Here is a 26,438-nt window from a genome sequence, read left to right as displayed (position 1 = left end):
CCCCCCCCCCCCCCCCCCCCCCCCCCCCCCCCCCCCCCCCCCCCCCCCCCCCCCCCCCCCCCCCCCCCCCGCGGGGGTGAGGGTGCGCCACCGTAGACTGAGGGCGCTATGACGAACGTCTTCGACTGCCGCGATCCGCAGCAGCTGCTTCCCGCCATGCGCGCCACCCGACAGGCCGTCAGCCGCGGCGAGCTCATCGTGCTGCCCACCGACACCGTGTACGGCGTCGGCGCCGACGCGTTCAACGCCGCCGCCGTCGCGGCGCTGCTGGCCGCCAAGGGCCGCGGACGCCAGTCGCCGCCGCCGGTGCTGGTCGCCGGCGCGACCACCATGCGCGCTCTCGTGGCCGAGGTTCCCGAGCCGGTCGAGCGCCTCGTCGCGGAGTTCTGGCCCGGGGGACTCACCATCGTGCTGCCCTCGCAGCCGTCGCTGTCGTGGGACCTCGGCGACACCAACGGCACCGTGGCGGTGCGCATGCCCGCCGACAGCTTCACCCTCGAGCTCCTCGAAGAGGTCGGCCCGCTGGCCGTCTCCAGCGCCAACAAGACCGGAAAGCCTGCGGCGATCGGCATCGACGAGGCCATCACGATGCTCGGCGACACCGTGGCCGTCTACCTCGACGGCGGGCTGTCGACCCACGGCGTCTCGTCGACGATCGTCGACGCGACGGGGCTGGTGGGCGGCGGCACGGGACCGGTGCGGGTGCTCCGTGAGGGCGCGATCCCGCGCGCCGAGCTGCGCCGCCTGCTCGGCGATCTGCTCGAGCCCGACCCCGCAGACGACACCGACGACACCGACGCAGCCGACTCCGCCGGGACCGATGCTCCGCCCGCAGACCGGCCGGATGCCGCGGCGCCGGCCGCCGCCGACCGCGCCGCCCCCGAGGCCGATCCAGACGCGTGAAGTTCTACGTCTTCGTCGCCATCCTGACCGCCGCCGTCACTTTCGTGCTCGCGTGGCTGGTGTGGCGATTCGCGTTGCGCTACAAGCTCTATCCCGAGATCCGCGAGCGCGACGTGCACCGCACGCCCACCCCGCGTCTGGGCGGCGTCGCGATGTTCTTCGGCGTGCTCGCCGCCTTCGGGCTGTCGTCGGTGGTGCCGTACTTCGCGATCTTCTGGGACAACCCCGCGCGCAACTGGGCGCTGCTGGGGGCCACCTTCCTCATCGTCGTGGTCGGCGTGGTCGACGACCTGTGGGACCTCGACTGGTTCCTCAAGCTCGGCGCGCAGTTCCTCGCCGCGTGGCTGGTGGTCGGCCCCGGCGGCATCCAGATCCTCTATCTGCCCATCGGCGGCATCACGGTCGTCTCGAGCTGGATCAGTCTGACGGTGTCGATCCTGTCGATTGTCGTGGTGATGAACGCCGTCAACTTCATCGACGGTCTCGACGGGCTCGTGGCGGGGGTCTGCCTCATCGCCAACGCGGTGTTCTTCGCCTACACCTACCTGGTGGCGCGCGACTTCGCCTTCAGTAGCTACTCGAGCCTGGCCGCCTTCATCGCTGTTGTGCTGATGGCCGCGTGCGCCGGCTTCCTGCCGTTCAACTGGAGTCCCGCGAAGATGTTCATGGGGGATGCCGGGGCGTTGATGCTCGGTCTGCTCATGGCCTCCGCGGCGATCCTCGTCACCAGCTCGGGCTACCTGCCGCCGCAGCTGCTCGCCGACAACGACGTGTTCGGCCGGTCGCAGCTGCTGGGCGCGTTCATCCCGATCATCCTGCCGATCGTCATCGTGCTGCTGCCGCTGCTCGATTTCGCGATGGCGGTCATCCGCCGCGTCGGCCAGGGACGGTCGCCGTTCTCACCCGACCGCAAGCACCTCCACCACCGCATGCTCGACATGGGGCACAGCGACCGCGACGCGGTGCTGATCTTCTACTCGTGGACGGCCGTGGTCAGCCTCGCGGTGCTGCTGATGTACATCGGCACGACTGAGAACTGGCCGGGCCTGTACATCCCGGGCGCCGTCTTCCTGCTCGTGGGCGTGATCGCCTGCGCCACCGTCACCCTCCTCCCGTCGCGGCGCCCCGCCGCCCCACCGAAGGTCACCGCATGACTCGCCCCGTCGTCTCCAGCACGCCGCTGCTTCGCGCCACCCTCATCTGGTCGGCCATCGCCACGGTGGTCCTCGCCGTGGTCGGAGCCGTCGCCGGCTACCTCGCCGCCGGCATCGGCGGGCTGTGGAGCGCCCTGGCCGCGGTGGTGCTGGCAGCCCTGTTCCTCGGTTTCACCGCCGCCACGATCCTCATCGCCAACCGCTGGTACGGCGATCCGCTCTACGTGCCGATCTTCTTCGGCATGGTGATGGGCGGCTGGATCCTCAAGTTCGTCGTGTTCATCGTCGTGCTTCTCGTGCTGCGCGGTCAGCCTTGGCTCGACGGCACCGTCTTCTTCCTCGCGCTGGTGGCCAGCGTGCTCGTCTCCCTCGCCATCGACGTCGTCGTCATGCTGCGCATGCGCATCCCGAACGTCAGCGACGTCACCCTCCCCACGCTCGACGAGGTCTCCGATGGTCCCGGCAGGGGAGGAGACCCGGCGGACGAGACCACGTCGAGGGACTGATAGGCTTACCTTCGAGCCCGCCTGTGTCCCCCGGGACGCGCCTGCGGAGTCCGCTCACCGACCATCGTCGCTCCGGTCCCGACCGGTGCCCCAATGCTGGAGCCAGCGCTGTTCACTCAAGCTGCGACCCTGATCGCTACCTCCGCCGGAGACGCTCCGGAATTCCACGGTCCCTCGATCGATGAGTTCTTCCCCGCGGTGCTGTTCAGCATCGCTGGCGTCCCCGTCACGCGCATCCACCTGATCCAGCTCATCGCGACGATCGCCCTCGTCGTGATCTTCGTGCTCGGCACCCGTCGCATGCGCGTCATCCCGGGTCGCTTCCAGAGCGTCGTGGAGATGGGCCTGGACTTCGTCCGCGTCAACGTCGCCGAAGACCTGCTGGGCAAGAAGGACGGCCGCCGGTTCCTGCCGATCCTCACCACCATCTTCTTCATGGTGCTGTTCATGAACCTCACGGGAATCATCCCGTTCATGAACATCGCGGGCACGTCGATCATCGCCGTCCCGCTGCTGCTGGCCGTCGTCAGCTACGTGACCTTCATCTACGCCGGCATCAAGAAGAGCCCCAAGAACTTCTTCAAGAACGCGCTGTTCCCCTCGGGAGTGCCGCCGTTCCTGTACATCATCGTCACGCCGCTCGAGTTCATCTCGACCTTCATCATCCGTCCCGTCACGCTGACGCTGCGACTGCTGATGAACATGATGGTCGGGCACCTCATGCTCGTCCTCTTCTTCGCGGCGACGCAGTTCTTCCTGATCGACCTCGGCGGCTGGTGGTCGGCGCTGGCTGCGGGCACGCTCGCCTTCGGCTTCGCCTTCACCCTCTTCGAGATCCTGGTGGCCGTCCTCCAGGCTTACGTCTTCACCATCCTCACCGCGGTCTACATCCAGCTCGCGGTGGCAGAAGAGCACTGAATCGGGTCGGCGCCCGCCACCCACAACGAAAGGAAACACCCCCGTGGACGCAACTACGGTTCTCGCCCAGGTCTCCGGCTCGATCGCGACCGTCGGCTACGGCCTTGCCGCCATCGGCCCCGCCATCGGTGTGGGCATCGTCGTCGGCAAGACGATCGAGGGCACCGCTCGCCAGCCCGAGCTCGCCGGTCGCCTGCAGGTCCTCATGTGGATCGGTATCGCCTTCACCGAGGCGCTCGCCTTCATCGGCATCGCGACCGCCTTCATCTTCGGTTACTGATCAGCCTCACCAGACCTAAGGAGACAGGATGCTGAACGCTCTTGTCGTGTATGCCGCGGAGGAAGCGGAGCACAACCCGCTCATCCCCGCGTGGTACGACATCATCTGGTCCGGCGTCTGCTTCGTCGTCATCCTGTTCGTCTTCTGGAAGGTCGCCCTTCCGAAGATGCGGACGCTGCTCGACCAGCGTGCCGCCGCGATCGAAGGAAACATCGCCAAGGCCGACGAGGCTCAGCGCAAGGCCGAGGCCGCGCTCGAGGAGTACACGGCCCAGCTCGCTTCCGCCCGCAAGGAAGCCGGTGAGATCCGCGACGCCGCCCGTGAGGACGGCAAGAAGATCGTCGCCGAGGCGAAGGACAACGCGACGGCCGAGGCCGCCCGCGTGACCGCCGCCGCGCACACCCAGATCGAGGCGGAGCGCCAGTCGGCGCTCGTGTCGCTGCGCAGCGAGGTGGGCACGCTCGCCCTCGACCTCGCCGGCGGCGTCATCGGCGAGACCCTCTCGGACGACCAGAAGGCCCAGGCCGTGGTCGACCGCTTCCTCGCCGAGCTCGAGTCGGAGCAGGCGAAGTAATGGGCAGCGCCACCACTCAGGCCCTCGCGGCGACGACGACGGCGCTGGACGCCGCCACCGGTGTCGACCTCGACGTCGCCCGCGAGCTGTTCGCAGCCGCGCGGGTGCTCGGCGAGTCGTCGCAGCTGAGCGGTGCGCTGTCGGATGCCGCGGCATCGACCGAGGCGCGCGAGAAGGTGGTCACCGACGTGTTCGGTGCCGCCTTCCGCCCCGCCAGCGTCGCCGTGCTCACCGCCGCCGCCCGGCAGCGGTGGTCGTCTTCCTCCGACCTCGTGTCGGGCATCGAAGAGGTCGCGATCCGCGCGACGGCCATCGCCGCCCCGCAGGTCGACCTGGACGCCGAGCTGTTCGGGGTTGCGCGCACCGTCGCTGCCAACCCCGAGCTCGAGCTCGCGCTGGGTCGTCACCTCGGTGACGCGTCGGCCAAGGGCACGCTCATCGAGCGCCTGCTCGACGGCCGCGCCAGCGCGGCGACGACGCTCATCGTGTCCTCGCTCGTGCAGCAGACGCGCGGCCGCCGGGTGCGCGCCCTGCTCACGCGGGCGCAGCGCCTCGTGTCCGACCAGCGTGGCCGCGCGGTCGCCACGGTCGTCTCCGCGGCGCCGCTCAGCGACGCGCAGATCACCCGTCTGCAGGCCTCCCTCGCCCAGCGCTACGGCACCGAGGTCGCGCTCAACGTCGTCGTCGACCCCCAGGTGGTCGGCGGCGTGCGTGTCGAGATCGGCGACGACGTCATCGACGCCACCGTCTCGTCCCGTCTCAACGACCTCCGTCAGCGCCTGGCGGGCTAGATCTTCCCGCTCCACCACCGGAGCGGACACGGGAAGCACCGACTTCCCACCAGACATCACCAAGAAGGAAGACCATGGCAGAACTGTCCATCAGCCCCGACGTCATCCGTGACGCGCTGAAAGACTTCGTCGCGGCCTACGAGCCCTCGGGCGCCGCGGCGACCGAGGTCGGCACCGTCATCGACGCCGCCGACGGCATCGCCCACGTCGAGGGTCTGCCCGGCGTGATGGCGAACGAGCTCATCCGCTTCGATAACGGCGTCGAGGGCCTCGCTCAGAACCTCGACGAGCACGAGGTCGGCGTCGTCGTCCTCGGCGAATTCTCCGGTATCGAGGCCGGCCAGAAGGTCACCCGCACCGGCGAGGTGCTCTCGGTCGCCGTCGGCGACGGCTACCTCGGCCGCGTCGTCGACCCGCTGGGCAACCCGATCGACGGTCTCGGCGAGATCGCCTCCGAGGGCCGTCGCGCCCTCGAGCTGCAGGCGCCCGGCGTCATGCAGCGCAAGAGCGTGCACGAGCCCATGCAGACCGGCATCAAGGCCATCGACGCCATGATCCCCGTCGGCCGCGGCCAGCGTCAGCTCATCATCGGCGACCGCCAGACCGGCAAGACGGCCATCGCGATCGACACGATCATCAACCAGAAGGCCAACTGGGAGTCGGGCGACACCACCAGGCAGGTGCGCTGCATCTACGTCGCCATCGGCCAGAAGGGCTCGACGATCGCCTCCGTCAAGGGTGCGCTCGAAGACGCCGGAGCCATGGAGTACACGACGATCGTCGCGGCCCCCGCCTCCGACCCCGCCGGCTTCAAGTACCTCGCGCCGTACACCGGTTCGGCCATCGGCCAGCACTGGATGTACCAGGGCAAGCACGTCCTGATCATCTTCGACGACCTGTCAAAGCAGGCCGAGGCCTACCGCGCCGTGTCGCTGCTGCTGCGTCGCCCGCCGGGCCGCGAGGCCTACCCCGGTGACGTCTTCTACCTGCACTCGCGTCTGCTCGAGCGCTGCGCGAAGCTCTCCGACGAGCTGGGCGCAGGCTCGATGACCGGTCTGCCGATCATCGAGACGAAGGCAAACGACGTGTCGGCCTACATCCCGACCAACGTGATCTCGATCACCGACGGCCAGATCTTCCTGCAGTCCGACCTGTTCAACGCCAACCAGCGTCCCGCCGTCGACGTGGGTATCTCGGTGTCGCGCGTCGGTGGTGACGCCCAGGTGAAGTCGATCAAGAAGGTCTCCGGAACGCTGAAGCTCGAGCTCGCGCAGTACCGCTCGCTCGAGGCGTTCGCGATGTTCGCCTCCGACCTGGATGCCGCCTCGCGTCGCCAGCTCGCCCGTGGTGCGCGTCTGACCGAGCTGCTCAAGCAGCCGCAGTACTCGCCGTACCCCGTCGAGGAGCAGGTCGTCTCGATCTGGGCCGGCACCAACGGCAAGCTCGACACGATCGAGGTGGGGGACGTCCTCCGCTTCGAGCGCGACCTGCTGGACTACCTGAAGCGCAACACGACGATCCTCGACACGCTGCGTGACACCAACGTCCTCGACGACGACACCGTCGCCGAGCTCGACAAGGTCACCGACGCCTTCATCCTCGAGTTCCAGGGCGGCAAGGGCCAGACCATCAACCAGCCCGGCCACGAAGAGGTCGCCGCTGCCGACGCCGACGACGTGAACCAGGAGAAGATCGTCAAGGGCCGTCGCTCCTGAGCGTCTGAGACGAAGAATCCATGGGCGCACAACTCCGGGTCTACAAGCAGAAGATCTCTTCTGCTCAGACGACCAAGAAGATCACGAAGGCGATGGAACTCATCGCGGCTTCGCGCATTCAGAAGGCGATGGCGCGCGTGCGCGCCTCGGCTCCGTTCGCGCGGGCCGTGACGCGGGCCGTCTCCGCCGTGGCGACGCACTCGAACGTGCAGCATCCGCTGACGACGGAGCGCGAGGTCATCCGCCGTTCGGCGGTCGTGATCTTCGCCTCCGACCGCGGCCTGGCCGGCGCGTTCAACTCGCAGATCCTCCGCGAGGGTCTGCAGCTGGGCGAGCTGCTGAAGTCGCAGGGCAAGGGCGTGGACTACTACCTGGTGGGCCGCAAGGCCGTCGGGTTCTTCCAGTTCCGCCGCATGACCGCGGCAGGGGAGTGGATCGGCGACACCGACACCCCGCACTTCAACACCGCGGAGCAGATCGCGGGCGCCCTGCTGGACGCTTACGACCGCGGCGGTGACGACGGCGGCGTCGACGAGATCCACCTCGTCTTCAACAAGTTCGTCAGCATGATGACCCAGAGCCCCGAGTCGGTCCGCCTGCTCCCGCTCGAGGTCGTCGAGGCCGACGAGGACGAATCGGCGAACTCGCACGCGGTCTACCCGCTGTACGAGTTCGAGCCGAGCCCCGAGGTGGTGCTCGACGCGCTGCTGCCGACCTACGTGCAGAGCCGCGTGTTCAACGCGCTGCTGCAGTCGTCGGCCGCGAAGCACGCCGCGACCCAGAAGGCCATGAAGTCGGCCAGCGACAACGCCGACAAGCTCATCACCGATTACACCCGTCTGCGCAACAACGCGCGTCAGGCGGAGATCACGCAGCAGATCGCCGAGATCGTCGGCGGCGCCGACGCTCTGGCGTCGGGCAAGTAAAGACCCAACCGAAAGAGACAGACAATGACCACCGTCACTGCCGATCAGGCCACGGTCGTCGGCCGCGTTGCGCGCGTCACCGGCCCCGTCGTCGACATCGAGTTCCCGCACGACTCGATCCCCGACATCTACAACGCGCTGAAGACGACCATCACGGTCGACGGCGAGTCGACCGAGATCACCCTCGAGGTCGCCCAGCACCTGGGCGACGACCTCGTGCGCGCCATCTCCCTGAAGCCGACCGACGGCATGGTCCGCGGCCAGGAGGTGCGCAACACCGGCGGCCCCATCACGGTTCCCGTCGGCGACGTCACCAAGGGCAAGGTCTTCAACGTCACCGGTGACGTGCTCAACGCCGCACCGGGCGAGACCATCGAGGTCACCGAGCGCTGGGGCATCCACCGCCAGGCGCCGAACTTCGACCAGCTCGAGTCGAAGACCGAGATGTTCGAGACCGGCATCAAGTCGATCGACCTCCTCACCCCCTACGTGCAGGGTGGAAAGATCGGCCTGTTCGGCGGTGCCGGCGTCGGCAAGACCGTCCTCATCCAGGAGATGATCCAGCGCGTCGCGCAGGACCACGGCGGTGTGTCCGTGTTCGCCGGTGTCGGTGAGCGCACCCGTGAGGGCAACGACCTCATCGGCGAGATGGAGGAGGCGGGCGTCTTCGACAAGACCGCCCTCGTCTTCGGTCAGATGGACGAGCCGCCGGGCACGCGTCTGCGTGTGGCCCTGTCGGCGCTGACGATGGCGGAGTACTTCCGCGACGTGCAGAAGCAGGACGTGCTGCTGTTCATCGACAACATCTTCCGCTTCACGCAGGCCGGTTCCGAGGTCTCCACGCTGCTGGGCCGCATGCCCTCGGCCGTGGGCTACCAGCCGAACCTCGCCGACGAGATGGGTGTGCTCCAGGAGCGCATCACCTCGACGCGCGGCCACTCGATCACCTCGCTGCAGGCGATCTACGTGCCCGCCGACGACTACACCGACCCGGCGCCGGCGACCACCTTCGCCCACCTCGACGCGACCACCGAGCTTTCGCGTGAGATCGCCTCGAAGGGTCTGTACCCGGCCATCGACCCGCTCACCTCGACGAGCCGCATCCTCGACCCGCGCTACATCGGCGCCGACCACTACCGTGTCGCCACGGCGGTCAAGCAGATCCTCCAGAAGAACAAGGAACTGCAGGAGATCATCGCGATCCTCGGTGTCGACGAGCTCTCCGAAGAGGACAAGGTCGTCGTGTCGCGCGCACGTCGCATCCAGCAGTTCCTCTCGCAGAACACCTACATGGCGAAGAAGTTCACCGGTGTCGAGGGCTCCACGGTCCCGATCAAGGAGACCATCGAGTCGTTCGACGCCATCGTCAAGGGTGACTTCGACCACGTCGCCGAGCAGGCGTTCTTCAACGTCGGCGGCATCGGCGACGTCGAGGAGAAGTGGGCGAAGATCCAGAAGGAGAACGACTGACATGGCGCTGTCCGTCACCCTCGTCTCCGCTGAGGAGGAGGTCTGGTCCGGTGAGGCGAACCTCGTCGTGGCCAAGACCGTCGAGGGCGAGATCGGCCTCATGAGCGGTCACGAGCCCGTGCTGGCGATCCTCGCCGAAGGTCAGGTGCGCATCACCGGCGCCGACGGCAGCAAGGTCGTCGCCACGGCTCAGGACGGCTTCCTGTCGATGGAGGGCGACGAGCTCACCATCGTGGCCGGCCACGCCACGCTCGACTCCTGACGACACCCTCGTCGAGACTCCACGTCCCGCCCCAGACACCCCGGTGTCTCGGGCGGGACGTCGTTTCTCGGCCGAAAGCGCCCTTCGCATGCTGATACTCCTGCCCCCGTCCGAGACCAAGCGCCCCGGCGGCCGGGGCGCCCCCGTCGACCTCGACACCCTCGCGCTGCCCGCACTGTCGGCCCAGCGGCACGCGGTCGCCGATGCGCTCGTGGCCCTCAGCGCCGACCCCGACGCGGCGGCGCGCGTGCTGAAGCTCTCCGAGCGCCAGCGCGGCGACATCGACGCCAACGCGCAACTGCGCCGATCTCCCACGATGCCCGCCGTCGACCGCTACACCGGCGTGCTGTTCGACGCGCTCGACGCCGCCACGCTGGCCCCCGCGGCGCGGCGCTGGCTCGGCGCCCACGTGCTCGTGCAGTCGGCGCCGTTCGGTCCGGTCGGCGCGCTCGACGGCATCCCCGCCTATCGCCTGGCCGCCGGCACCGCCCTTCCCGGGCTGCCCTCGCTGCGGCGCACGTGGGCGGATGCCGTCACGGCCGCGCTGGCGGCCACCGACGCCCCCTTCGTGCTCGACCTGCGCTCCGAGGCCTATGCGGCGCTCGGTCCGGTGCCGGCGGGGCTTCCGTCCCGCTACGTGCGGGTCGTCGCCGACTCGGGCGCGGGCGACGGCGCCGTGCGGGCCCTCAACCACTTCAACAAGCACGCCAAGGGCGCCCTCGTGCGGGAGCTCGCGCTCGCGCGCCCGCGCATCCGGTCTGCCGCCGGCTTCGCGCGGTGGGCCGAGCAGGCGGGGCTGCGCGTGCGCGAGGGCGTCGCCGGCGAACTCGAGCTGTTCGCCTGAGCCGCCGCGGCGATCAGGCGCGGTCGGTGTTCTGCGCCGTGCGCTCGGTGTTCTCGGCGACCGCCACCAGCGCGACGACGGCCTCGATGACGAAGCGCAGCACGACCACGGCGAGGAAGGCGAGCACCGGGGCGACGATGATCGTCGACACGATCAGCGAGATGCCGCCGCCGAGGTTCCACCACAGCGCGCGGATGCCGCCGATGATCCCGCCGAAGAAGCCCGCGATGAAGGCGATGCCGATCGCGACGAGCCCCACGACGTAGAACACGCTGGCGAGGCGACGCGTGATGAACGTCGTGAACGAGACGTCGAACAGCGCCGACAGGAAGCCGCGGCCGATGTCGTCGGCGTCGCCCACCAGGCGCGGGACGCCGGTGTCGTCGACGCCGGGGACGCCTCCCGCGGGCGGGTCCGCCGCCGGGGTCGCCGCCGCCTGCGCGGCCGGCTGCGGGGGCAGCGGGGGAGGGGTGGGGGTCTCGTCGGCCATGGCGGGTCCTTTCGGCGGTCGTGCGCCCAGGCTAGCGACCCGGCGGCCGCTGCGCCCGGCGCAGGTTCGCCGTGGGCACAACGTGTCGGCTTGAAGCGGCCGTGGGCGCGGGCGTAGCGTCGATCCGCGCGCAGTGCGCGTCCCGTCCCGACCGAAAGGGTCGCCCGTGCTCGGCAGGCTCCTCGTACGCTTCCTGCGACCGATGTGGCCGCTCGTGCTCCTCGTCGTCGTGTTCCAGCTGGCGCAGTCGATCGCATCGCTGATGCTGCCCACGCTCAACGCCGACATCATCGACAAGGGCGTCGTCACCGGCGACATCCCCTACATCTGGTCCACCGGCGCGGTGATGCTCGGCATCAGCCTCGTGCAGGTGGTGTGCTCGATCATCGCCGTCTACTTCGGCTCGCGCCTGGCCACCGCGATGGGCCGCGACCTGCGCGGTGCGCTGTTCCACCGGGTCGTCGCGTTCTCGCAGCGCGAGGTGGGCGGGTTCGGAGCCCCCTCGCTCATCACCCGCAACACCAACGACGTGCAGCAGGTGCAGATGCTGGTGCAGATGTCGGCGACCATCATGGTCTCGGCGCCCATGCTCGCCATCGGCGGCGTGGTGATGGCGGTGCGCCAGGATGCCGGGCTGTCGTGGCTCATGATCGTCGCGATCCCGGTGCTGCTGGTGATCGTGTCGTTGATCGTCGTGCGGATGGTGCCGGCCTTCCGACTCATGCAGGCCCGCATCGACCGGCTCAACCAGATCCTGCGCGAGCAGCTCACCGGCATCCGCGTCGTGCGCGCGTTCGTGCGCGAAGACCACGAGCGCGCGCGCTTCGGCCGTGCCAGCGACGATGTGATGGCCACCGGGCTGCGCGCGGGCAACCTCATGGCGCTGATGTTCCCGGCGGTCATGCTGGTGATGAACGTCTCGTCGGTGGCGGTGATCTGGTTCGGCGCGCAGCAGGTGCAGGACAACGGCGTGGAGATCGGGACGCTGTTCGCCTTCCTCACCTACCTCATGCAGATCCTCATGGGCGTGATGATGGCGACCTTCATGTTCGTGATGATCCCCCGCGCGGCGGTGTGCGCGAACCGCATCGGCGACGTGCTCGAGACCGACCCGTCGGTGGAGGCGCCGGACGCCCCCGTCGCCGCGGAGGCCGGGGTCGGCCGCATCGACTTCGACGGCGCCTCGTTCACCTACCCCGGTGCCGACGACGCCGTGCTGCAGGATCTCACCTTCACCATCGCGCCCGGCACGACCACAGCGGTCATCGGTTCGACCGGCGCCGGCAAGACGACCCTCGTCGGCCTGGTGGCCCGCCTGTTCGACGTGACGGCGGGCGCGGTGCGCGTCGACGGCGTCGATGTGCGGGAGCTCGACCCCGACGACCTGTGGGCGCGCATCGGGCTGGTGCCCCAGCGTGCGTTCCTGTTCTCGGGCACCGTCGCCTCGAACCTGCGCTACGGCGCCCCCGACGCCACCGACGATCAGCTCTGGCAGGCCCTGCGCATCGCGCAGGCCGACGGCTTCGTCGCCGCCCTGCCCGGCGGCCTCGACGCCCCGATCGCGCAGGGCGGCACGAACGTCTCGGGCGGCCAGCGCCAGCGTCTGGCGATCGCCCGCGCACTGGTGAAGGACCCCGAGATCTACGTGTTCGACGACTCGTTCTCGGCACTCGACCTGCGCACCGACGCGGCGCTGCGCCACGCGCTCGACACCGAACTGCCCGGGGCGACCCGGCTGGTGGTCGCCCAGCGGGTGTCGACCATCCAGCACGCCGATCAGATCGTGGTCATCGAGCACGGCCGCATCGTCGGCCTCGGCACCCACGACCGGCTCGTGGAGACGTGCGAGACCTATCGGGAGATCGTCGATTCGCAGCTCGCGGCGGAGGAGGCGGCATGAGCGGGGCACGTCCGGGCGGGCCGATGCGCGCGCCCGGGGCGGCGGCCATGGCCCCCGCCGCCAAGGCGCAGAACTTCGGACCGAGCGCCAAGCGGCTGCTGGGCACCCTGCGGGTGGACACGCCGCTGCTGATCCTCGTGCTCGTGCTCGGCGTGCTGTCGGTGGCGCTGTCGGTGGTGGGGCCGAAGATCCTCGGCGAGGGGACGAACATCGTCTTCGCCGGCTTCGTGTCGATGCAGGTGCCCGCCGGGGCGACCAAGCAGCAGGTCATCGATGGGCTCGTCGCCGCCGGCAATCAGCAGCAGGCCGACATGCTCTCCGCCATGGACTTCGTCCCCGGCGCCGGGATCGACTTCGAGCGGCTGGCCGGCATCCTCGTGATCGTGCTGGCCGTGTACATCGGCGCCGCCCTGTTCGGGTGGGTGCAGGCGCGGGTGCTCAACGGCATCGTGCAGCGGGCGATGAACCGGCTGCGCGTGCAGGTGGAGGAGAAGATCCACCGGCTACCGCTGTCGTACTTCGACCGCGTGCAGCGCGGCGAGCTGCTCAGCCGGGTCACCAACGACGTCGACAACATCGGTCAGTCGATGCAGCAGACCCTCTCGCAGGTGGTGATCTCGCTGCTCACGGTGATCGGCGTGCTCGTGATGATGTTCATCATCTCGCCGCTGCTGGCCGTCATCGCCCTGGTCACCATCCCGCTGACGATCGTCATCACCGTGATGGTCGCCAAGCGCTCGCAGAAGCTCTTCGTCGCGCAGTGGAAGGCCACCGGCGTGCTCAACGCCCGCGTCGAGGAGACCTTCTCGGGGCACTCGGTGGTGAAGGTCTTCGGCCACCAGCGCGAGGTCGAGGCCGACTTCCGCGCCGAGAACGACGAGGTGTACCGGGCGAGCTTCGGAGCCCAGTTCCTCTCGGGCATCATCATGCCCGCGATGATGTTCATCGGGAACCTCGTCTACGTCGCCATCGCCGTCGTCGGCGGGCTGCAGGTGGCGGGCGGTCTGCTGTCGATCGGCGACGTGCAGGCCTTCATCCAGTACTCCCGGCAGTTCACCCAGCCGCTCAGTCAGCTGGGCTCGATGGCCAACCTGCTGCAGTCGGGCGTCGCCAGCGCCGAGCGCGTGTTCGAACTGCTCGACGAGCCGGAGCAGAGCGACGACCCGGAACCGGCCGAGACGGTCGACGCGTCGGCATCCGACCTGCAGTTCCGTGACGTGTCGTTCCGCTACGTGGCCGACCGGCCGCTCATCGACGGGCTGAACCTCGACGTGACGCCCGGCAGCACGGTGGCGATCGTGGGGCCCACGGGGGCGGGCAAGACCACGCTGGTGAACCTCATCATGCGCTTCTACGACGTGGATGCCGGCGAGATCGCCCTCGACGGGGTCGACACCCGCGCGATGACCCGCGCCGACCTGCGCTCCCGCACCGGCATGGTGCTGCAGGACACGTGGCTGTTCGCCGGCACCATCCGCGACAACATCGCCTACGGACGGCCCGGCGCCACCGAGGAGGAGATCGTCGCGGCGGCCACCGCCGCCTACGTCGACCGCTTCGTGCACGCCCTGCCCGACGGCTACGACACGCTCCTCGACGACGAGGCCACCAACCTCTCGGTAGGGGAGCGGCAGCTGGTCACCATCGCCCGCGCGTTCCTCGCCGACCCCCGCATCCTCATCCTCGACGAGGCCACCAGCTCGGTCGACACGCGCACCGAGCTGCTCATCCAGCGCGCCATGACCCGGCTGCGCGAGCAGCGCACCTCGTTCGTCATCGCCCACCGGCTCTCGACCATCCGCGACGCCGACCTCATCCTCGTCATGGAGGAGGGGACGATCGTCGAACAGGGCGCCCACGCCGAGCTGCTCGAGGCGCGCGGCGCATATCGACGGCTGTACGACGCGCAGTTCGAGGCGGCGATCGGCGAGGATGAGGAGGCAGGCGGAGAGGCGTCCACTAGAGTGTGAGGACGCTCCGCCGCACCACGGCGAGTACCGACCAGGGAGAGAGAGCGCGTGTCCGACTCCGCGACGATCACGCGCACCGTTCCGCTTGAGGACGGCGCGCTCGAGCTGTCGTGGTCGGAAGTCACCCATACCGGGCGGCGGCGCGAGATCAACCAGGATGCCGTGCTGGCGGCCTACCCGCTGTTCGTGGTCGCCGACGGCATGGGCGGACACGTCGGCGGTGAGATCGCCTCGTCGAGCGCGATCGAGCGGCTGCGCGCCGTGACAGACAAGGGCAACGTGGCCCCGGCGTCCATCGAGAAGGCTCTCGCCCGCGCCGTCAACGACATCGCCGCCCACCCCGAGACCACCGACGAGGGCACCGGCACCACGGTGACCGGCGTCTTCCTCGACGTGGGCGACGGCGAGCCCACCTGGGTCACGCTGAACATCGGCGACTCGCGCGTGTACCTCTTCCGCGACGGCGCCCTGGCACAGATCACCACCGACCACTCGGTCGTGCAGGAGCTCATCGCCGCTGGGCGCCTGAGCCCCGAAGAGGCCGAGAACCACCCCTACGGCAACGTCATCACGCGCGCCGTCGGCCCGACCGACGGGGTCGAGCCCGACTATGTGCGCCTCGAGGTCGTCGACGGCGACCGGTTCGTGGTCTGCAGCGACGGGCTCACCAAGGAGCTCACCGACTACGGCATCCTGCACTTCCTGCTGCAGCACGACGACCCGACCGAGGCCGTCGACGCCATGCTCGAGGCGGCGCTGGAGAACGGCGGTCGCGACAACATCTCGATCATCGTGCTCAACGTCGCCCGCACCGGTTCCTCACCCGTCGCCGACTGAGCCGGGTTCTCCACCGCAGCGACCCGAAGGCGTCCCACGGGCGCCGTGGACGTGCTCAATGGGGGGATGAGTCCTCGCACGCGCCGCTCCGCGTCCGCCGTCGCCGACGATCCCGCGGCCCCGCCCGCCGGCGCCGCCGCCCCGCCCGGCGATGACGAACCGCTGACCCTGCCGCCGGCGCCCGCCGCGCCCCCACCGATGTCGTTGCCGCTGGCCTCCGCCCTGATCCCCGTCGTCGGCGCGGTGGGACTGTGGCTGTTCACCCGCTCGCCCTACGCGCTCTGGTTCGCCGCGCTGGGGCCGCTGATGGCGATCGGCGCCCTGTGGGACGGGCGCCGCACCCTCCGCCGCGGCCGCCGCGCCGCCCGGCGCGAGGCCGAGGCGGCGCGCACGCGGGTGGGCGCACAGCTCGCCCGGCGCCACGCGCACGAGCGCGCCGCGCGCTGGGCGCGCCACCCCGATCTGCACGGCTACGCGCGCGATCACGCCGAGATCTGGCGCGGCGTGCCCGGGCGCGGCGACGTGCTGGTGGTGGGACGGGGGGAGAGCGCCAGCGACGTGCGGGTGGGCGGGGGCGACGGCGACCCGGCGACCCTCGAGATGCAGCGCCGCGCCCGCCGCATCGACGATGTGCCCGCGGCGGTGCCGTTGACGGCCGGCGTCGCCGTGATCGGCCCCGAGGTCGCCGCGCGGGCGGTCGTGCGCGCCCTCGCGCTGCAGGTGCTGTGCATGCTGCCGCCGGGCGAGGTGCGGCTGGTGGCCCCCGAGGGGACGGACTGGGACGCGGCGCCCCACCGCGACGCGGTCGGCGGGCGGATGCTGTGGCTCGGCGAACCGGGGCAGGCGGTGCCGCGCGAGGCCGACATCCCCCTGGTGCGCGTGGCCGAGGGCGCCCCGCCCCCGCCGCGCTGCACGGCGGTGCTGACCCTCCTCCCGGTGGGACGGGCGCGCCTCGACCACGGGGGCACCGCCACCGACATCGGGGTCGAGGCGGTGTCGGCCGCGCAGACCGCCCGGGTGCTCGCAGCGCTCGCCGCCCGCGCCGAGGCCTCGCTCGGCCGGCGGCCCGACATGACGGCCGACCTGCACGACCTGCTGCGCGACGCGGGGACGGCGCGGGACGCGGGGACGGCGGGGGAGGGCGGCCGCGGGCTCCCCGCCGTCGTGGGCACGTGCGGCGGTACGGCCGCCGTGGTCGACCTCGTCGACGACGGTCCGCACGCGGTGGTCATCGGGGTCACCGGCTCGGGCAAGAGCGAGCTGCTGCTGACGTGGGTGAGCGCCCTGGCGGCCACCCGCACTCCCGCCGAGGTGACCTTCCTCCTCGTCGACTTCAAGGGCGGCCGCGCGTTCGACGCGCTGACGGTGCTCCCGCACGTGACCGGGGTGGTCACCGACCTCGACGTCGCCGGCGCGGTGCGTGCCGTGGAGAGCATCCGCGCCGAACTGCTGCATCGGGAGCGCGTGCTGGCAGCGGCCGGCGCGCGCGACGTCTCCGAGTGCGGCACCCTGCTGCCGCGCCTGGTGATCGTCGTCGACGAGTTCGCCGCGCTGGCGGCCGCCCACTCCGCCGTGCACGAGCTGTTCGCCGACATCGTCGCGCGCGGGCGGGCGCTGGGCGTGCACGCGATCATGGCCTCGCAGCGGGCGGCGGGCGCGTTCCGCGAGGCGGTGCTGGCCAACGCCCCGCTGCGCATCGCCCTGCGGGTGACCGACGCGGGCGATTCCCGCACCGTGCTGGGCGGCGACGAGGCCGCGCGCCTGTCGGGCCGGGCGGCCGACCGGGGCATCGCGCTCGTGCGTCGCGCCGCCGACAGCGCCGCCGAGCCGGTGCGGGTGGCCCTCGCCTCACCGGCCCTCATCGCCGGCATCGCCGCGCGCCACGACGGCGCGGTGGTGCGCGCCCCGTGGCTTCCCGCCCTGCCCGAACTCCTGCCGTTGGGCGCTGTGCACCGGCCAGGGCGGATCATCCTCGGCCGCGTCGACGAGCCCGCCCGTCAGGCGCAGCCGCTGCTCGAGCTGCCCGCCGCGGCGGCGGGCCTGGCGGTGCTCGGCCGCGGCGGCAGCGGTCGCTCGACGCTGATCCATGCGGTCGCCGCGCAGGCGGCCGAGGCGATCGTCGTCCCCGCCGACCCCGAAGCCGGGTGGGACGCGGTGGCCGCGCTCGAGCACGCCCCGCGCGGTGCCGTCGTGCTCGTCGACGACCTCGACCTGCTGCTGGCACGGCTCCCCGCCGACCACGCCGCGGCCGTCCGCGACCGGCTCGAGCTGTGCGCCCGCGAGGCCCGCTCCCGCGGTGTGCGCCTGGTCGTCACCGCCGCCCGGGCCTCGGCGGGCGTCGCGCGCATCGTCGACCTGCTCGCCGACCGGGTGCTGCTCGCCCACGAGTCACGGGCCGACCTCGTGGCCGCCGGCGGCGACGCCGCCGACTTCGTGGCCGGTGCCGTGCCCGGCCGCGGCGTGCACGCCCGCCGGGTCGTGCAGCTCGTGCACGTCGACCCGCCGGCGCCCACCCGCCGCCGAACGCCCTCGCCGTGGCATCCCGGACCCGGCCCGGTCGCCCTCGTCGCCCCCGCCGCGTCGGCGGCGGCCGCCGTGACAGCCGCGTGGGGGCGCGCCGGGGTGAGCGTCGACGATCCGGCGGCGGCGCTGGTCGCCGGCGCGGTCGTGCACGGCACCCCGGAGCAGTGGGTCGGGCAGTGGCGACTGCTGTCGGAGGCGCGCGCCGCCGGCTGCCTCGTGGTGGCCGCCGCCTGCGGACCGGACTTCCGCGCGGTCACCGGGGTGCGCGCGCTTCCGCCCTACGCCGCACCGGGCAGGGCCTGGCTCGTGCGCGGGGAGGGGGACGTGACACGCATCGTCCTGCCGGCCTGAGCCCGGCGGCCGCCGCACCTGAGGCGGCCGGTGCGGCCCTCGCGGTCGGCGGAGCTCAGACCGTGGCGCGGATGGCCCCGACCTCGGCGCCCCCGCCGTGCACGGTGAGGGGGAGCTGCGCGAGAGTCGCGGCGACCTCGCCCGCCGGCAGGGCGCCGTGCTTGACCAGCAGCGCCAGCGCGATCGCCGTCGCCGCGCGGCCGCTGCCGTCGAGCACCTTCAGCGCGGTGGTCGTGCCGTCGGGGGCGACCATGATCATGACGCCCTCGGCGCCGCCCTTGGCGAACACGCCCAGTCGCTCGATGGCGATGGTGTCGGGACGACCCGGGCCGTCGATGGTCCACGGGTTCTCGCGCACGGTGCGCACGAGCACGCCGGCGTGGCGGTGGAGGGCGAACGGGGACCGCTCGGATGCCGTGCCGATGCGGTGGGCGGCGCGCCCCAGCCCGGCCAGGCTCATGCCGTACACCGGCGCCCCGCATCCGTCGACCGCGGTGGCGGCGACCTTGGCGCCGGTGAGACGCTCGATCACCTCGCGGATGTGCGCCTGGAGGGGGTGGTCGGGGGCGAGGTAGGTCGTCGGGTCCCAGCCGTTGGCGGTGCAGGTGAGCAGCATCGCGGCGTGCTTGCCCGAGCAGTTCATGCGCAGCCGCGACTGCGGCATCCGCTCGAGCACCATCTCGTCGCGCGTGGCGGTGTCGCCCGGCCACGCCGGCGGGCACTGCAGGGCGTTCTCGTCGAGCCCCGCCGCATCGAGCACGTCCCGCACGACGGCGACGTGGCGGTCGGTGCCGGAGTGGCTGGCCGTGGCCAGCGCCAGGGGCAGGCCCTCCAGCGGGGCGCCGGCGGTCAGCGCACCCAGCGCCTGCAACGGCTTGAGGCTCGAGCGCGGCAGGATCGGCTGGTCGACATCGCCCAGCGCGTCGATCACGACGCCCTCGGCGTCGAGCACGATCGCCGATCCGGCGTGGCGCGACTCGATGAAGCCGCTGCGTTCGACGACGGCCAGTTCGACCGCGGAGGACACGGGGAAGGTCTGCGTCACCGTCCCAGCCTATCGCCGGGGCGGCGCCCCACCCGGCGTGCGAGACTGACGGCATGAACGGCGAGCACCACTACGCGCTGAGCGCGCACTGGACGGGCAACCGCGGCACCGGCACCTCGGGGTACCGGGACTACGACCGCTCGGTCACCCTCTCGGTGGCCGGCAAGCCCGACGTCGCCGCCTCCAGCGACAAGCCGTTCCGCGGCGACCCCGCCAAGTGGAATCCCGAAGACATGCTGCTGGCGTCGCTCAGCGAATGCCACCTGCTGTCGTACCTGCACGCCTGCGTGGGGGCGGGCGTGGTCGTCGTCTCCTACGCCGACGAGGCGACCGGCACGATGGTCGAGGACGGTCGCGGGGGCGGCGCGTTCCGCGAGGTCGTGCTGCGCCCACGCGTCGTCGTCGCCGACGCGTCGATGGTCGAGGCGGCCACCGCCGCGCACCGGCAGGCGCGCGAGTGGTGCTTCATCGCGAACAGCGTCAACTTCCCGGTGCGCCACGAGCCCGAGGTCACGGTCGCCTGACCGCGCGGGCCCGCGCGGGCCTCAGCGGCGCTCGTGGGGGAGGACCTGCTTGATGCGCTCGACCGGGTTCTGCGCGGGCGACTCGTTGTAGGCGTTCGCGAGCTCCTGCCCCGACAGGGCGTGGATGGCGGCCATGATCTCGTCGGTGGCCTGCCGTCGGGCGCGCCCCGACGAGGCGGGGCCGTGGTGCGACAGATCGATCGGCTCGCCGTAGCGGATCGTCACCCGCGGCGAGAACCGGGGCCACTTCGCCGACACCGGCATCGCCTCATTGGTGCCGATCAGCCCGACCGGAACCACCTTCGCACCGGTCTCCAGGGCGAGGAAGGCCACGCCGGTGCGTCCCTTGTAGAGGCGGCCGTCGAGCGACCGCGTGCCCTCGGGGTAGAGCGCGACAGCGCGACCCGACTGCAGGATGCGGCGCTGCTGGTCGAGCGCGTCGAGGGCGGCCTGCCCGGCACCGCGGCGCACCGGGGTGGCGCCGATCGCGGTGAAGAAGTTGCGGCTGACCCACCCGACGAAGCCCTTGCCCTCGAAATACGACGACTTGGCCAGGAAGTACACCGGGCGCGGGGCGAACATCGGGATCACGAACGAATCGATGAACGACAGGTGGTTGCTCGCGAGGATGACGGCGCCACGGCGAGGCATGTTGTTGCGGCCCTCGATGCGGGGACGGTAGATCATGCGCGCCAGCGGGGCGATGACCCAGCGGCCGATGTAATAGGTCGCTCCGACTCCGGCGACCTCGTCCGGCTGCGACGCCTCGCCGTCCTGCTGCGTCGGCTGCTCTTCGGTCACCTGAAGAGGGTACTCCCGATTCCATGCCTCCCCTGTCATGCACCGGTTCACAGGTGGGGCTGAAGAAGATGGGGGAGGATGGACCCGTCCCCTTCCCCGACCTTGTGAGGTTCCGCCGTGCGCCTGCGCCCGATCACCGCCCTCTCCCTCGCCGCCGCGTCGATGCTGCTGATGGCCGGCTGCTCCGGCAGTGCCGGTGACTCCGCCAGCCCGTCGACCGGTGCCGCCGCCGACCTGTGCGCGGCCCAGGCCCCCGAGGGAGACGCCTCGAAGGCGGTCTCGGTCAGCGGTGACGCCGGCACCCCCGGCGAGGCGACGTTCACCTCGCCGCTGGACGTGTCGGAGCTGCAGACCACCGTCGTCGACGAGGGCTCGGGGGATGCCGTCGCCGCGGGCGACTTCATCTCGTACGCCCTCTCGGCCTACAGCGCCGAGACGGGCGAGAAGCTCGTGACCGTCGGCTACGAGCCCGGCGAGCTGCTGCCCGCCCAGATCTCCCCCGACAACCCGCTCGGTCAGCTGCTGGGCTGCGGCAAGCCGGGCGAGCGCGTCGTCGCCGCCTTCCCCGCCACCCCGGCCTCCGACTCCACCCAGGCCGCCGCCGCCGAGGTGTACGTCGTCGACCTGCTCGACACCGTGCCCACCGCCGCGTGGGGCGACGCGCAGGAGCCGGTCGCCGGCATGCCCGCCGTCGAGCTCGCCGACGACGGCGCCCCCACCATCACGATCCCCGACGCTGCGGCTCCCACCGAGACCCAGGTGGCCACCCTCAAGCAGGGCGACGGCTACACCGTGCAGGACGGCGACTACGTGCTGATCCAGTACAGCGGCGCCCGCTGGTCCAACGGCGAGGTCTTCGACGAGACCTGGAAGGACGGCGGCACCCCCTACTCGGGCGCGACCACCAGCTTCGTCAGCGGCTTCCAGAAGGCGCTCGTCGGCTTCCCCGTCGGCTCGCAGGTCGAGGTCGTCATCCCGCCGGCCGAGGGCTACGGCGAGGGCGAGATCAACACCACCGACCTCAAGGGCGAGACCCTCGTGTTCGTCGTCGACATCCTCGGCGCGCAGCACGTCACCGCGCAGCAGTGATCGCCCCCGCGCGGCGACATCGCCGACGCGGAACATGAACGGCATCCGGCCGGGTGGATCGGCCGGGGAGAGCACTCCCCGGCCCGGTCCGCCCGGCCGCCGCCGTTAGGCTGGGCGGTATGCGCCGCGTCCTCATCCTCGGCTCCACCGGTTCGATCGGCACGCAGGCGCTGGATGTCATCCGCAGTCGCCGCGACCGCTTCGAGGTCGTGGGGCTCGCCGCCGGCCGCAGTAGCGCGGCGCTGGCCGCCCAGGCGGCCGAGTTCGGCGTCGCCCGCACCGCGCTGGGGGCGGAGCAGGCGGAGCAGCTCGTGCGCGACGTCGAGGCCGATGTCGTGCTCAACGGCATCACCGGTTCGGTGGGGCTCGGCCCGACCCTGGCCGCGCTGGAGTGCGGCCGAACGCTCGCCCTGGCCAACAAGGAGTCGCTCATCGTCGGCGGCGCCCTGGTGACCGAGCGCGCCGCGCCCGGCCAGATCGTCCCCGTCGATTCGGAGCACTCCGCCATCGCCCAGGCGCTGCGCTCGGGCACCGACCGCGAAGTGCGCCGGCTCGTGCTCACGGCATCCGGTGGACCCTTCCGAGGGCGGCGGCGCGCCGACCTTGCCGGTGTGACCCCGGCCGAGGCCCTCGCCCACCCGACGTGGGACATGGGGCGGGTGGTGACCACCAACTCGGCGACCCTCGTCAACAAGGGCCTCGAGGTGATCGAGGCGCACCTGCTGTTCGGGGTCTCGTACGACGCCATCGACGTCGTCGTGCACCCGCAGTCGATCGTGCACTCCATGGTCGAGTTCGTCGACGGCTCCACCCTCGCCCAGGCCTCGCCGCCCGACATGCGCCTGCCCATCTCGCTGGGCCTGGACTGGCCGCACCGGGTGGCCGGGGTGGGCGTGCCGATCGACTGGTCGACGCCCGCCGCGTGGACCTTCGAACCGCTCGACGACGAGGCCTTCCCCTCGGTGGCCCTCGCCAAGCGCGTCGGCCGGGCCGGAGCGACCTATCCGGCCGTGTTCAACGCCGCCAACGAGCAGGCCGTCGACGCGTTCCACGACGGCGCCCTGTCGTTCCCCGGCATCCTCGAGATCATCGAGCGGGTCGTCGACGCGCACGATGCGCCGTCGCAGCTGACCCGCGAGAGCCTCGCCGAGGCGGAGCGGTGGGCGCGCGGCGAAGCCGACCGCCTCATCGCCGCCTGATCCGCGGCAGGCGGTGCACCTCCCCGGAGACGGCTCCAGCCCGCCCCGGAAGCGGGAGGGCGGGCTGGTACCGGACCCGTCAGCGGGTCCCTAGAGATCGGTTCGGGCCGATCAATAGGTCGTGAGACCGTGGGCGCGGAACTGCGCGCGCACGCGGTCGGTGAGCTCTGCGGTGGGCGGCTGGGTGTCATCGAGCGCGTAGTCGCGCCCGAGCGCCTGCCACTTGTCGCGGCCCATCTGGTGGAAGGGCAGCACCTCGACGCGGGTGACCGTGCCGGGGCGGATGCCGTTGAGCTCGGCGGCGTAGGCGGCCACCCGCTCGACGTTGTCGACGTCGTCGGTGAGCCCGGGCACGAGCACGAACCGCACCCACACCTCGGGCCCGTCGGCGCGCTCGGCCAGTCGTCGGCCGAAGGCGAGCGTGGGCTCGAGGTCGCGCCCGGTGACCCGGCGGTAGGTGTCGGGGTCGCCGCTCTTGACATCGAGCAGCACGAGGTCGACGTCGGCCAGCAGGGCGTCCGAGGCGTTCTGACCGAGGTAGCCCGACGTGTCGATCGCGGTGTGGACGCCGAGCTCCTTCGCGCCGCGGAGCACGCGCGCCGCGAACGCCGGCTGCATGAGCACCTCCCCGCCCGACAGGGTGAGTCCGCCGCCGGTCGCGGCGAACACGGCGCGGTAGCGGGCCAGCCGGGTCAGCAGCTCGTCACTGGTGACCGGCTGCCCGTCGCGCATCGCGAAGGTGTCGGGGTTGTGGCAGTACAGGCACCGCAGCGGGCAGCCGTTGAGGAACACCGTCAGCCGGGTTCCGGGGCCGTCGACCGCCGTCACCAGCTCCCACGAGTGCACCGAGCCCAGCCGGCCGTCCCGCATCGCGGCGAGCCGGTCGTGGTGGTCGAGCTCCTCCACCTGGAGGCCGTCGACGCCGGCACCGGTCCGCCGCGCGACGGCGGGCGTCTGGACGGGGACGTCCAGACGCACCGCGTCGGCGGGGAGAGGCAGCGGCGTGCACGGGTGCTGACGGAGCATCGTCGCAGCCATGGGGGCATCCTCTCCGGGTTCGGGCGTCGCTCAGAGCGCGCCGTGGAAGGTGCGCGAGAGCACGTCGAGCTGCTGCTCGCGGGTCAGCCGCACGAAGTTCACGGCGTAGCCCGACACGCGGATCGTCAGCTGCGGGTACTGCTCCGGGTGCTCCATGGCATCCAGCAGCGTCTCGCGGTTGAGCACGTTGACGTTCATGTGGTAGCCCTCGGAGCCGATGTAGGCATCGAGCAGACCCGCCAGGTTGCGCACCTGCTCGTCCTTCGTGCGGCCGAGTCCGGCGGGCACCACGGTGTTGGTCAGCGAGATGCCGTCCTGCGCCTCCGAGTAGGGGAGCTTGGCCACCGACAGGGCCGAGGCCAGCATGCCGTGGGTGTCGCGTCCGTTCATCGGGTTGGCGCCCGGGGCGAACGGCTCACCGGCGCGGCGGCCGTCGGGCGTGTTGCCCGTCGCCTTGCCGTAGACGACGTTCGAGGTGATCGTCAGCACCGACTGGGTGGGCAGGGCGTCGCGGTACATCGGGTGCCGGCGGATCTTGGCCATGAACCGCTCGACCAGGTCGACGGCGATGCCGTCGGCGCGGTCGTCGTCGTTGCCGTAGGTGGGGTAGTCGCCCACGGTCTCGTAGTCCACGACCACACCGCGCTCGTCGCGCACCGGGGTGACGGTGGCGTACTTGATGGCCGACAGCGAGTCGGCGGCCACCGACAGGCCGGCGATGCCGCAGGCCATCGTGCGCAGCACGTCCTTGTCGTGCAGCGCCATCTCGAGCCGCTCGTAGGCGTACTTGTCGTGCGACCAGTGGATGCAGTTGAGCGCCTCGACGTAGGTCTCGGCGAGCCAGTCCATGGTCTTGTCGAACTTGGCCATCACATCGTCGAACGACAGCGGGCCGTCGCCGACGGCGGGGGCGATGGGGGAGACCTGCTTGCCCGAGACCTCGTCGCGGCCGCCGTTGATGGCGTACAGCAGGGTCTTGGCGAGGTTGACGCGGGCGCCGAAGAACTGCATCTGCTTGCCCACGCGCATGGGGCTCACGCAGCAGGCGATCGCGGCGTCGTCGCCCCAGGCGGGACGGATGACCTCGTCGGACTCGTACTGCACGGCCGAGGTGTCGATCGACACCTGCGCGCAGTAGTCCTTGAAGCCCTGCGGCAGGCGGGGGCTCCAGAACACCGTCATGTTGGGCTCGGGGGCCGGGCCCAGGTTGTACAGCGTCTGCAGGAAGCGGAACGAGTTCTTGGTCACGAGCGGACGCCCGTCCTCGCCCATGCCGCCGATCGTCTCGGTGACCCAGGTGGGGTCGCCGGAGAACAGCGCGTCGTACTCGGGGGTGCGCAGGAACCGCACGATGCGCAGCTTGATCACGAAGTCGTCGATGATCTCCTGCGCCTCGGACTCGGTGATCGTGCCGGCGGTCAGGTCGCGCTGGATGAACACGTCGAGGAACGTCGAGGTGCGTCCGAGCGACATGGCGGCGCCGTTCTGCTCCTTGACCGCGCCGAGGTAGGCGAAGTAGAGCCACTGCACGGCTTCCTTCGCGGTGGTGGCGGGACCCGAGATGTCGATGCCGTACGAGGCGGCCATCTGCTTCAGTTCCTGCAGCGCACGGATCTGCTCGGCGTGCTCCTCGCGCTCGCGGGCGAGCGTCTCGGTGAACGGCTGGGTGTCCAGGCCCAGCTTGTCGAGCTTCTTCGCGTCGATGAGCGCGTCGACGCCGTAGAGGGCGACGCGGCGGTAGTCGCCGATGATGCGACCGCGGCCGTAGGCGTCGGGCAGGCCGGTGATGATGTGCGAGCTGCGGGCGGCGCGCACGTTGGGGGAGTAGACGTCGAAGACGGCCTGGTTGTGGGTCTTGCGGTACTCGGTGAAGACGGTCTTGAGCGTCTGGTCGACCTCGTACCCGTAGGTCTCGAGGGCGCCCTCGACCATGCGCCAGCCGCCGTTGGGCATGATGGCGCGCTTGAGGGGGGCGTCGGTCTGCAGGCCCACGATGACCTCGTCGTCCTGGGCGATGTACCCGGGAGCGTGGGCGGTGATGCCCGCGGGGGTGTGCGGGTCGACGTCGTAGATGCCCTTCTCGCGCTCCTCGGGGAACATCGCCGCCAGCGTGTCCCAGATGCGGGTGGTGCGCTCGGTCGGCCCGGCGAGGAATGCCGCGTCGCCCTCGTACGGCGTGTAGTTGCGCTGGATGAAGTCGCGCACGTCGATCTCGTCCTGCCAGGGACCGGCGGTGAAGCCGTTCCAGGCGGCGGGCTGAGTGTCGGGGGTGGAGGGGGTGACGGTGGTCATGATTCGCTTCCTTGATCCTCGTGGGAACCTGTCGTC

24 protein-coding genes are annotated in these 26,438 nt (G+C 71.2%); 19 read left to right on the top strand and 5 right to left on the bottom strand.

Annotated features, from left to right (window positions below; all coding sequences use genetic code 11):
* The first annotated feature begins 108 nt into the window (after nucleotides 1–108).
* The 12 genes from N3K63_RS15055 to N3K63_RS15000 all read left to right on the top strand — a co-directional run bounded on the left by N3K63_RS15055 (nucleotide 109) and on the right by N3K63_RS15000 (nucleotide 10,343).
* Entirely contained in the window at nucleotides 109–903 is a 795-nt protein-coding gene (locus N3K63_RS15055; protein ID WP_261581022.1) for an L-threonylcarbamoyladenylate synthase, read from the top strand.
* A complete protein-coding gene (locus tag N3K63_RS15050) occupies nucleotides 900–2,057 on the top strand; it encodes an MraY family glycosyltransferase (RefSeq protein ID WP_261581021.1) in 1,158 nt (385 codons plus the stop codon). Before N3K63_RS15055 ends, N3K63_RS15050 begins: the two co-directional genes overlap by 4 nt.
* Nucleotides 2,054–2,563: a hypothetical protein gene (locus tag N3K63_RS15045; RefSeq protein ID WP_261581020.1), complete on the top strand. Its 510-nt coding sequence runs from the start codon at nucleotides 2,054–2,056 to the stop codon at nucleotides 2,561–2,563. Before N3K63_RS15050 ends, N3K63_RS15045 begins: the two co-directional genes overlap by 4 nt.
* A 93-nt stretch (nucleotides 2,564–2,656) precedes the next feature.
* The gene (atpB, locus tag N3K63_RS15040; protein WP_261581019.1) at nucleotides 2,657–3,481 is read left to right on the top strand and encodes a F0F1 ATP synthase subunit A; all 825 of its coding nucleotides are present in this window, start codon (nucleotides 2,657–2,659) and stop codon (nucleotides 3,479–3,481) included.
* A 43-nt stretch (nucleotides 3,482–3,524) separates the two neighbouring features.
* Entirely contained in the window at nucleotides 3,525–3,761 is a 237-nt protein-coding gene (atpE, locus tag N3K63_RS15035) for an ATP synthase F0 subunit C (protein ID WP_261581018.1), read from the top strand.
* Between the two features lie 28 nt (nucleotides 3,762–3,789).
* The gene (locus N3K63_RS15030; RefSeq protein ID WP_261581017.1) at nucleotides 3,790–4,335 is read left to right on the top strand and encodes a F0F1 ATP synthase subunit B; all 546 of its coding nucleotides are present in this window, start codon (nucleotides 3,790–3,792) and stop codon (nucleotides 4,333–4,335) included.
* Entirely contained in the window at nucleotides 4,335–5,126 is a 792-nt protein-coding gene (locus N3K63_RS15025) for a F0F1 ATP synthase subunit delta (protein ID WP_261581016.1), read from the top strand. Before N3K63_RS15030 ends, N3K63_RS15025 begins: the two co-directional genes overlap by 1 nt.
* 74 nt (nucleotides 5,127–5,200) lie before the next feature.
* On the top strand, nucleotides 5,201–6,841 hold the full coding sequence (gene atpA / locus N3K63_RS15020; RefSeq protein ID WP_261581015.1) for a F0F1 ATP synthase subunit alpha: 1,641 nt from the start codon (nucleotides 5,201–5,203) through the stop codon (nucleotides 6,839–6,841).
* A gap of 20 nt (nucleotides 6,842–6,861) precedes the next feature.
* On the top strand, nucleotides 6,862–7,767 hold the full coding sequence (locus N3K63_RS15015) for a F0F1 ATP synthase subunit gamma (RefSeq protein WP_261581014.1): 906 nt from the start codon (nucleotides 6,862–6,864) through the stop codon (nucleotides 7,765–7,767).
* Nucleotides 7,768–7,791: 24 nt separating this feature from the next.
* Nucleotides 7,792–9,237 (top strand): F0F1 ATP synthase subunit beta, encoded by a 1,446-nt coding sequence (atpD, locus tag N3K63_RS15010; RefSeq protein ID WP_261581013.1) that lies wholly within the window; start codon nucleotides 7,792–7,794, stop codon nucleotides 9,235–9,237.
* 1 nt (nucleotide 9,238) lies between these two features.
* A complete protein-coding gene (locus tag N3K63_RS15005; RefSeq protein ID WP_261581012.1) occupies nucleotides 9,239–9,499 on the top strand; it encodes a F0F1 ATP synthase subunit epsilon in 261 nt (86 codons plus the stop codon).
* An 88-nt stretch (nucleotides 9,500–9,587) separates the two neighbouring features.
* Nucleotides 9,588–10,343, top strand: a complete 756-nt coding sequence (locus tag N3K63_RS15000) for a YaaA family protein (protein WP_261581011.1) — start codon at nucleotides 9,588–9,590, stop codon at nucleotides 10,341–10,343.
* A 13-nt stretch (nucleotides 10,344–10,356) separates the two neighbouring features.
* On the opposite strand, the gene N3K63_RS14995 is transcribed toward N3K63_RS15000, so the two are convergent.
* Entirely contained in the window at nucleotides 10,357–10,833 is a 477-nt protein-coding gene (locus N3K63_RS14995; RefSeq protein WP_261581010.1) for a DUF4282 domain-containing protein, read from the bottom strand.
* A gap of 166 nt (nucleotides 10,834–10,999) precedes the next feature.
* On the opposite strand from N3K63_RS14995, the gene N3K63_RS14990 reads away from it, so the two are divergent.
* The 4 genes from N3K63_RS14990 to N3K63_RS14975 all read left to right on the top strand — a co-directional run bounded on the left by N3K63_RS14990 (nucleotide 11,000) and on the right by N3K63_RS14975 (nucleotide 18,414).
* On the top strand, nucleotides 11,000–12,733 hold the full coding sequence (locus tag N3K63_RS14990; RefSeq protein WP_261581009.1) for an ABC transporter ATP-binding protein: 1,734 nt from the start codon (nucleotides 11,000–11,002) through the stop codon (nucleotides 12,731–12,733).
* A complete protein-coding gene (locus tag N3K63_RS14985) occupies nucleotides 12,730–14,703 on the top strand; it encodes an ABC transporter ATP-binding protein (protein ID WP_390895290.1) in 1,974 nt (657 codons plus the stop codon). The genes N3K63_RS14990 and N3K63_RS14985 overlap by 4 nt, the downstream gene beginning before the upstream one ends.
* A gap of 48 nt (nucleotides 14,704–14,751) precedes the next feature.
* The gene (locus N3K63_RS14980; protein WP_261581008.1) at nucleotides 14,752–15,540 is read left to right on the top strand and encodes a PP2C family protein-serine/threonine phosphatase; all 789 of its coding nucleotides are present in this window, start codon (nucleotides 14,752–14,754) and stop codon (nucleotides 15,538–15,540) included.
* A gap of 66 nt (nucleotides 15,541–15,606) precedes the next feature.
* Nucleotides 15,607–18,414 (top strand): FtsK/SpoIIIE domain-containing protein, encoded by a 2,808-nt coding sequence (locus N3K63_RS14975; RefSeq protein WP_261581007.1) that lies wholly within the window; start codon nucleotides 15,607–15,609, stop codon nucleotides 18,412–18,414.
* 55 nt (nucleotides 18,415–18,469) lie between these two features.
* Here the strand turns inward: N3K63_RS14975 and N3K63_RS14970 are convergent, their stop codons facing one another.
* Nucleotides 18,470–19,459, bottom strand: coding sequence for an asparaginase (locus N3K63_RS14970; RefSeq protein WP_261581006.1), 990 nt, complete (start codon nucleotides 19,457–19,459; stop codon nucleotides 18,470–18,472).
* A gap of 53 nt (nucleotides 19,460–19,512) precedes the next feature.
* On the opposite strand from N3K63_RS14970, the gene N3K63_RS14965 reads away from it, so the two are divergent.
* On the top strand, nucleotides 19,513–19,983 hold the full coding sequence (locus N3K63_RS14965; protein ID WP_261581005.1) for an OsmC family protein: 471 nt from the start codon (nucleotides 19,513–19,515) through the stop codon (nucleotides 19,981–19,983).
* Nucleotides 19,984–20,004: 21 nt separating this feature from the next.
* Here the strand turns inward: N3K63_RS14965 and N3K63_RS14960 are convergent, their stop codons facing one another.
* Complete coding sequence (locus tag N3K63_RS14960) at nucleotides 20,005–20,823, bottom strand: lysophospholipid acyltransferase family protein (RefSeq protein ID WP_261581004.1); 819 nt, start codon at nucleotides 20,821–20,823, stop codon at nucleotides 20,005–20,007.
* A gap of 78 nt (nucleotides 20,824–20,901) precedes the next feature.
* Here N3K63_RS14960 and N3K63_RS14955 point away from each other — a divergent pair, with 78 nt between their 5' ends.
* Both N3K63_RS14955 and N3K63_RS14950 read left to right on the top strand, forming a co-directional pair.
* Nucleotides 20,902–21,873 carry an FKBP-type peptidyl-prolyl cis-trans isomerase gene (locus N3K63_RS14955; protein ID WP_261581003.1) on the top strand — a complete coding sequence of 324 codons (972 nt, stop codon included), beginning with the start codon at nucleotides 20,902–20,904 and terminating at the stop codon, nucleotides 21,871–21,873.
* A 119-nt stretch (nucleotides 21,874–21,992) separates the two neighbouring features.
* Complete coding sequence (locus tag N3K63_RS14950) at nucleotides 21,993–23,072, top strand: 1-deoxy-D-xylulose-5-phosphate reductoisomerase (RefSeq protein WP_261581002.1); 1,080 nt, start codon at nucleotides 21,993–21,995, stop codon at nucleotides 23,070–23,072.
* A gap of 111 nt (nucleotides 23,073–23,183) precedes the next feature.
* On the opposite strand, the gene pflA is transcribed toward N3K63_RS14950, so the two are convergent.
* Nucleotides 23,184–24,110, bottom strand: a complete 927-nt coding sequence (pflA, locus tag N3K63_RS14945; protein ID WP_261581001.1) for a pyruvate formate-lyase-activating protein — start codon at nucleotides 24,108–24,110, stop codon at nucleotides 23,184–23,186.
* Between the two features lie 30 nt (nucleotides 24,111–24,140).
* Nucleotides 24,141–26,402, bottom strand: coding sequence for a formate C-acetyltransferase (gene pflB, locus N3K63_RS14940; RefSeq protein ID WP_261581000.1), 2,262 nt, complete (start codon nucleotides 26,400–26,402; stop codon nucleotides 24,141–24,143).
* Nucleotides 26,403–26,438: the final 36 nt, after the last annotated feature.

The sequence above is a fragment of the Microbacterium festucae genome (assembly GCF_025421715.1).
GTDB classification, from domain to species: domain Bacteria; phylum Actinomycetota; class Actinomycetes; order Actinomycetales; family Microbacteriaceae; genus Microbacterium; species Microbacterium festucae.
This window is presented reverse-complemented; position numbering and strand designations above follow the sequence as displayed.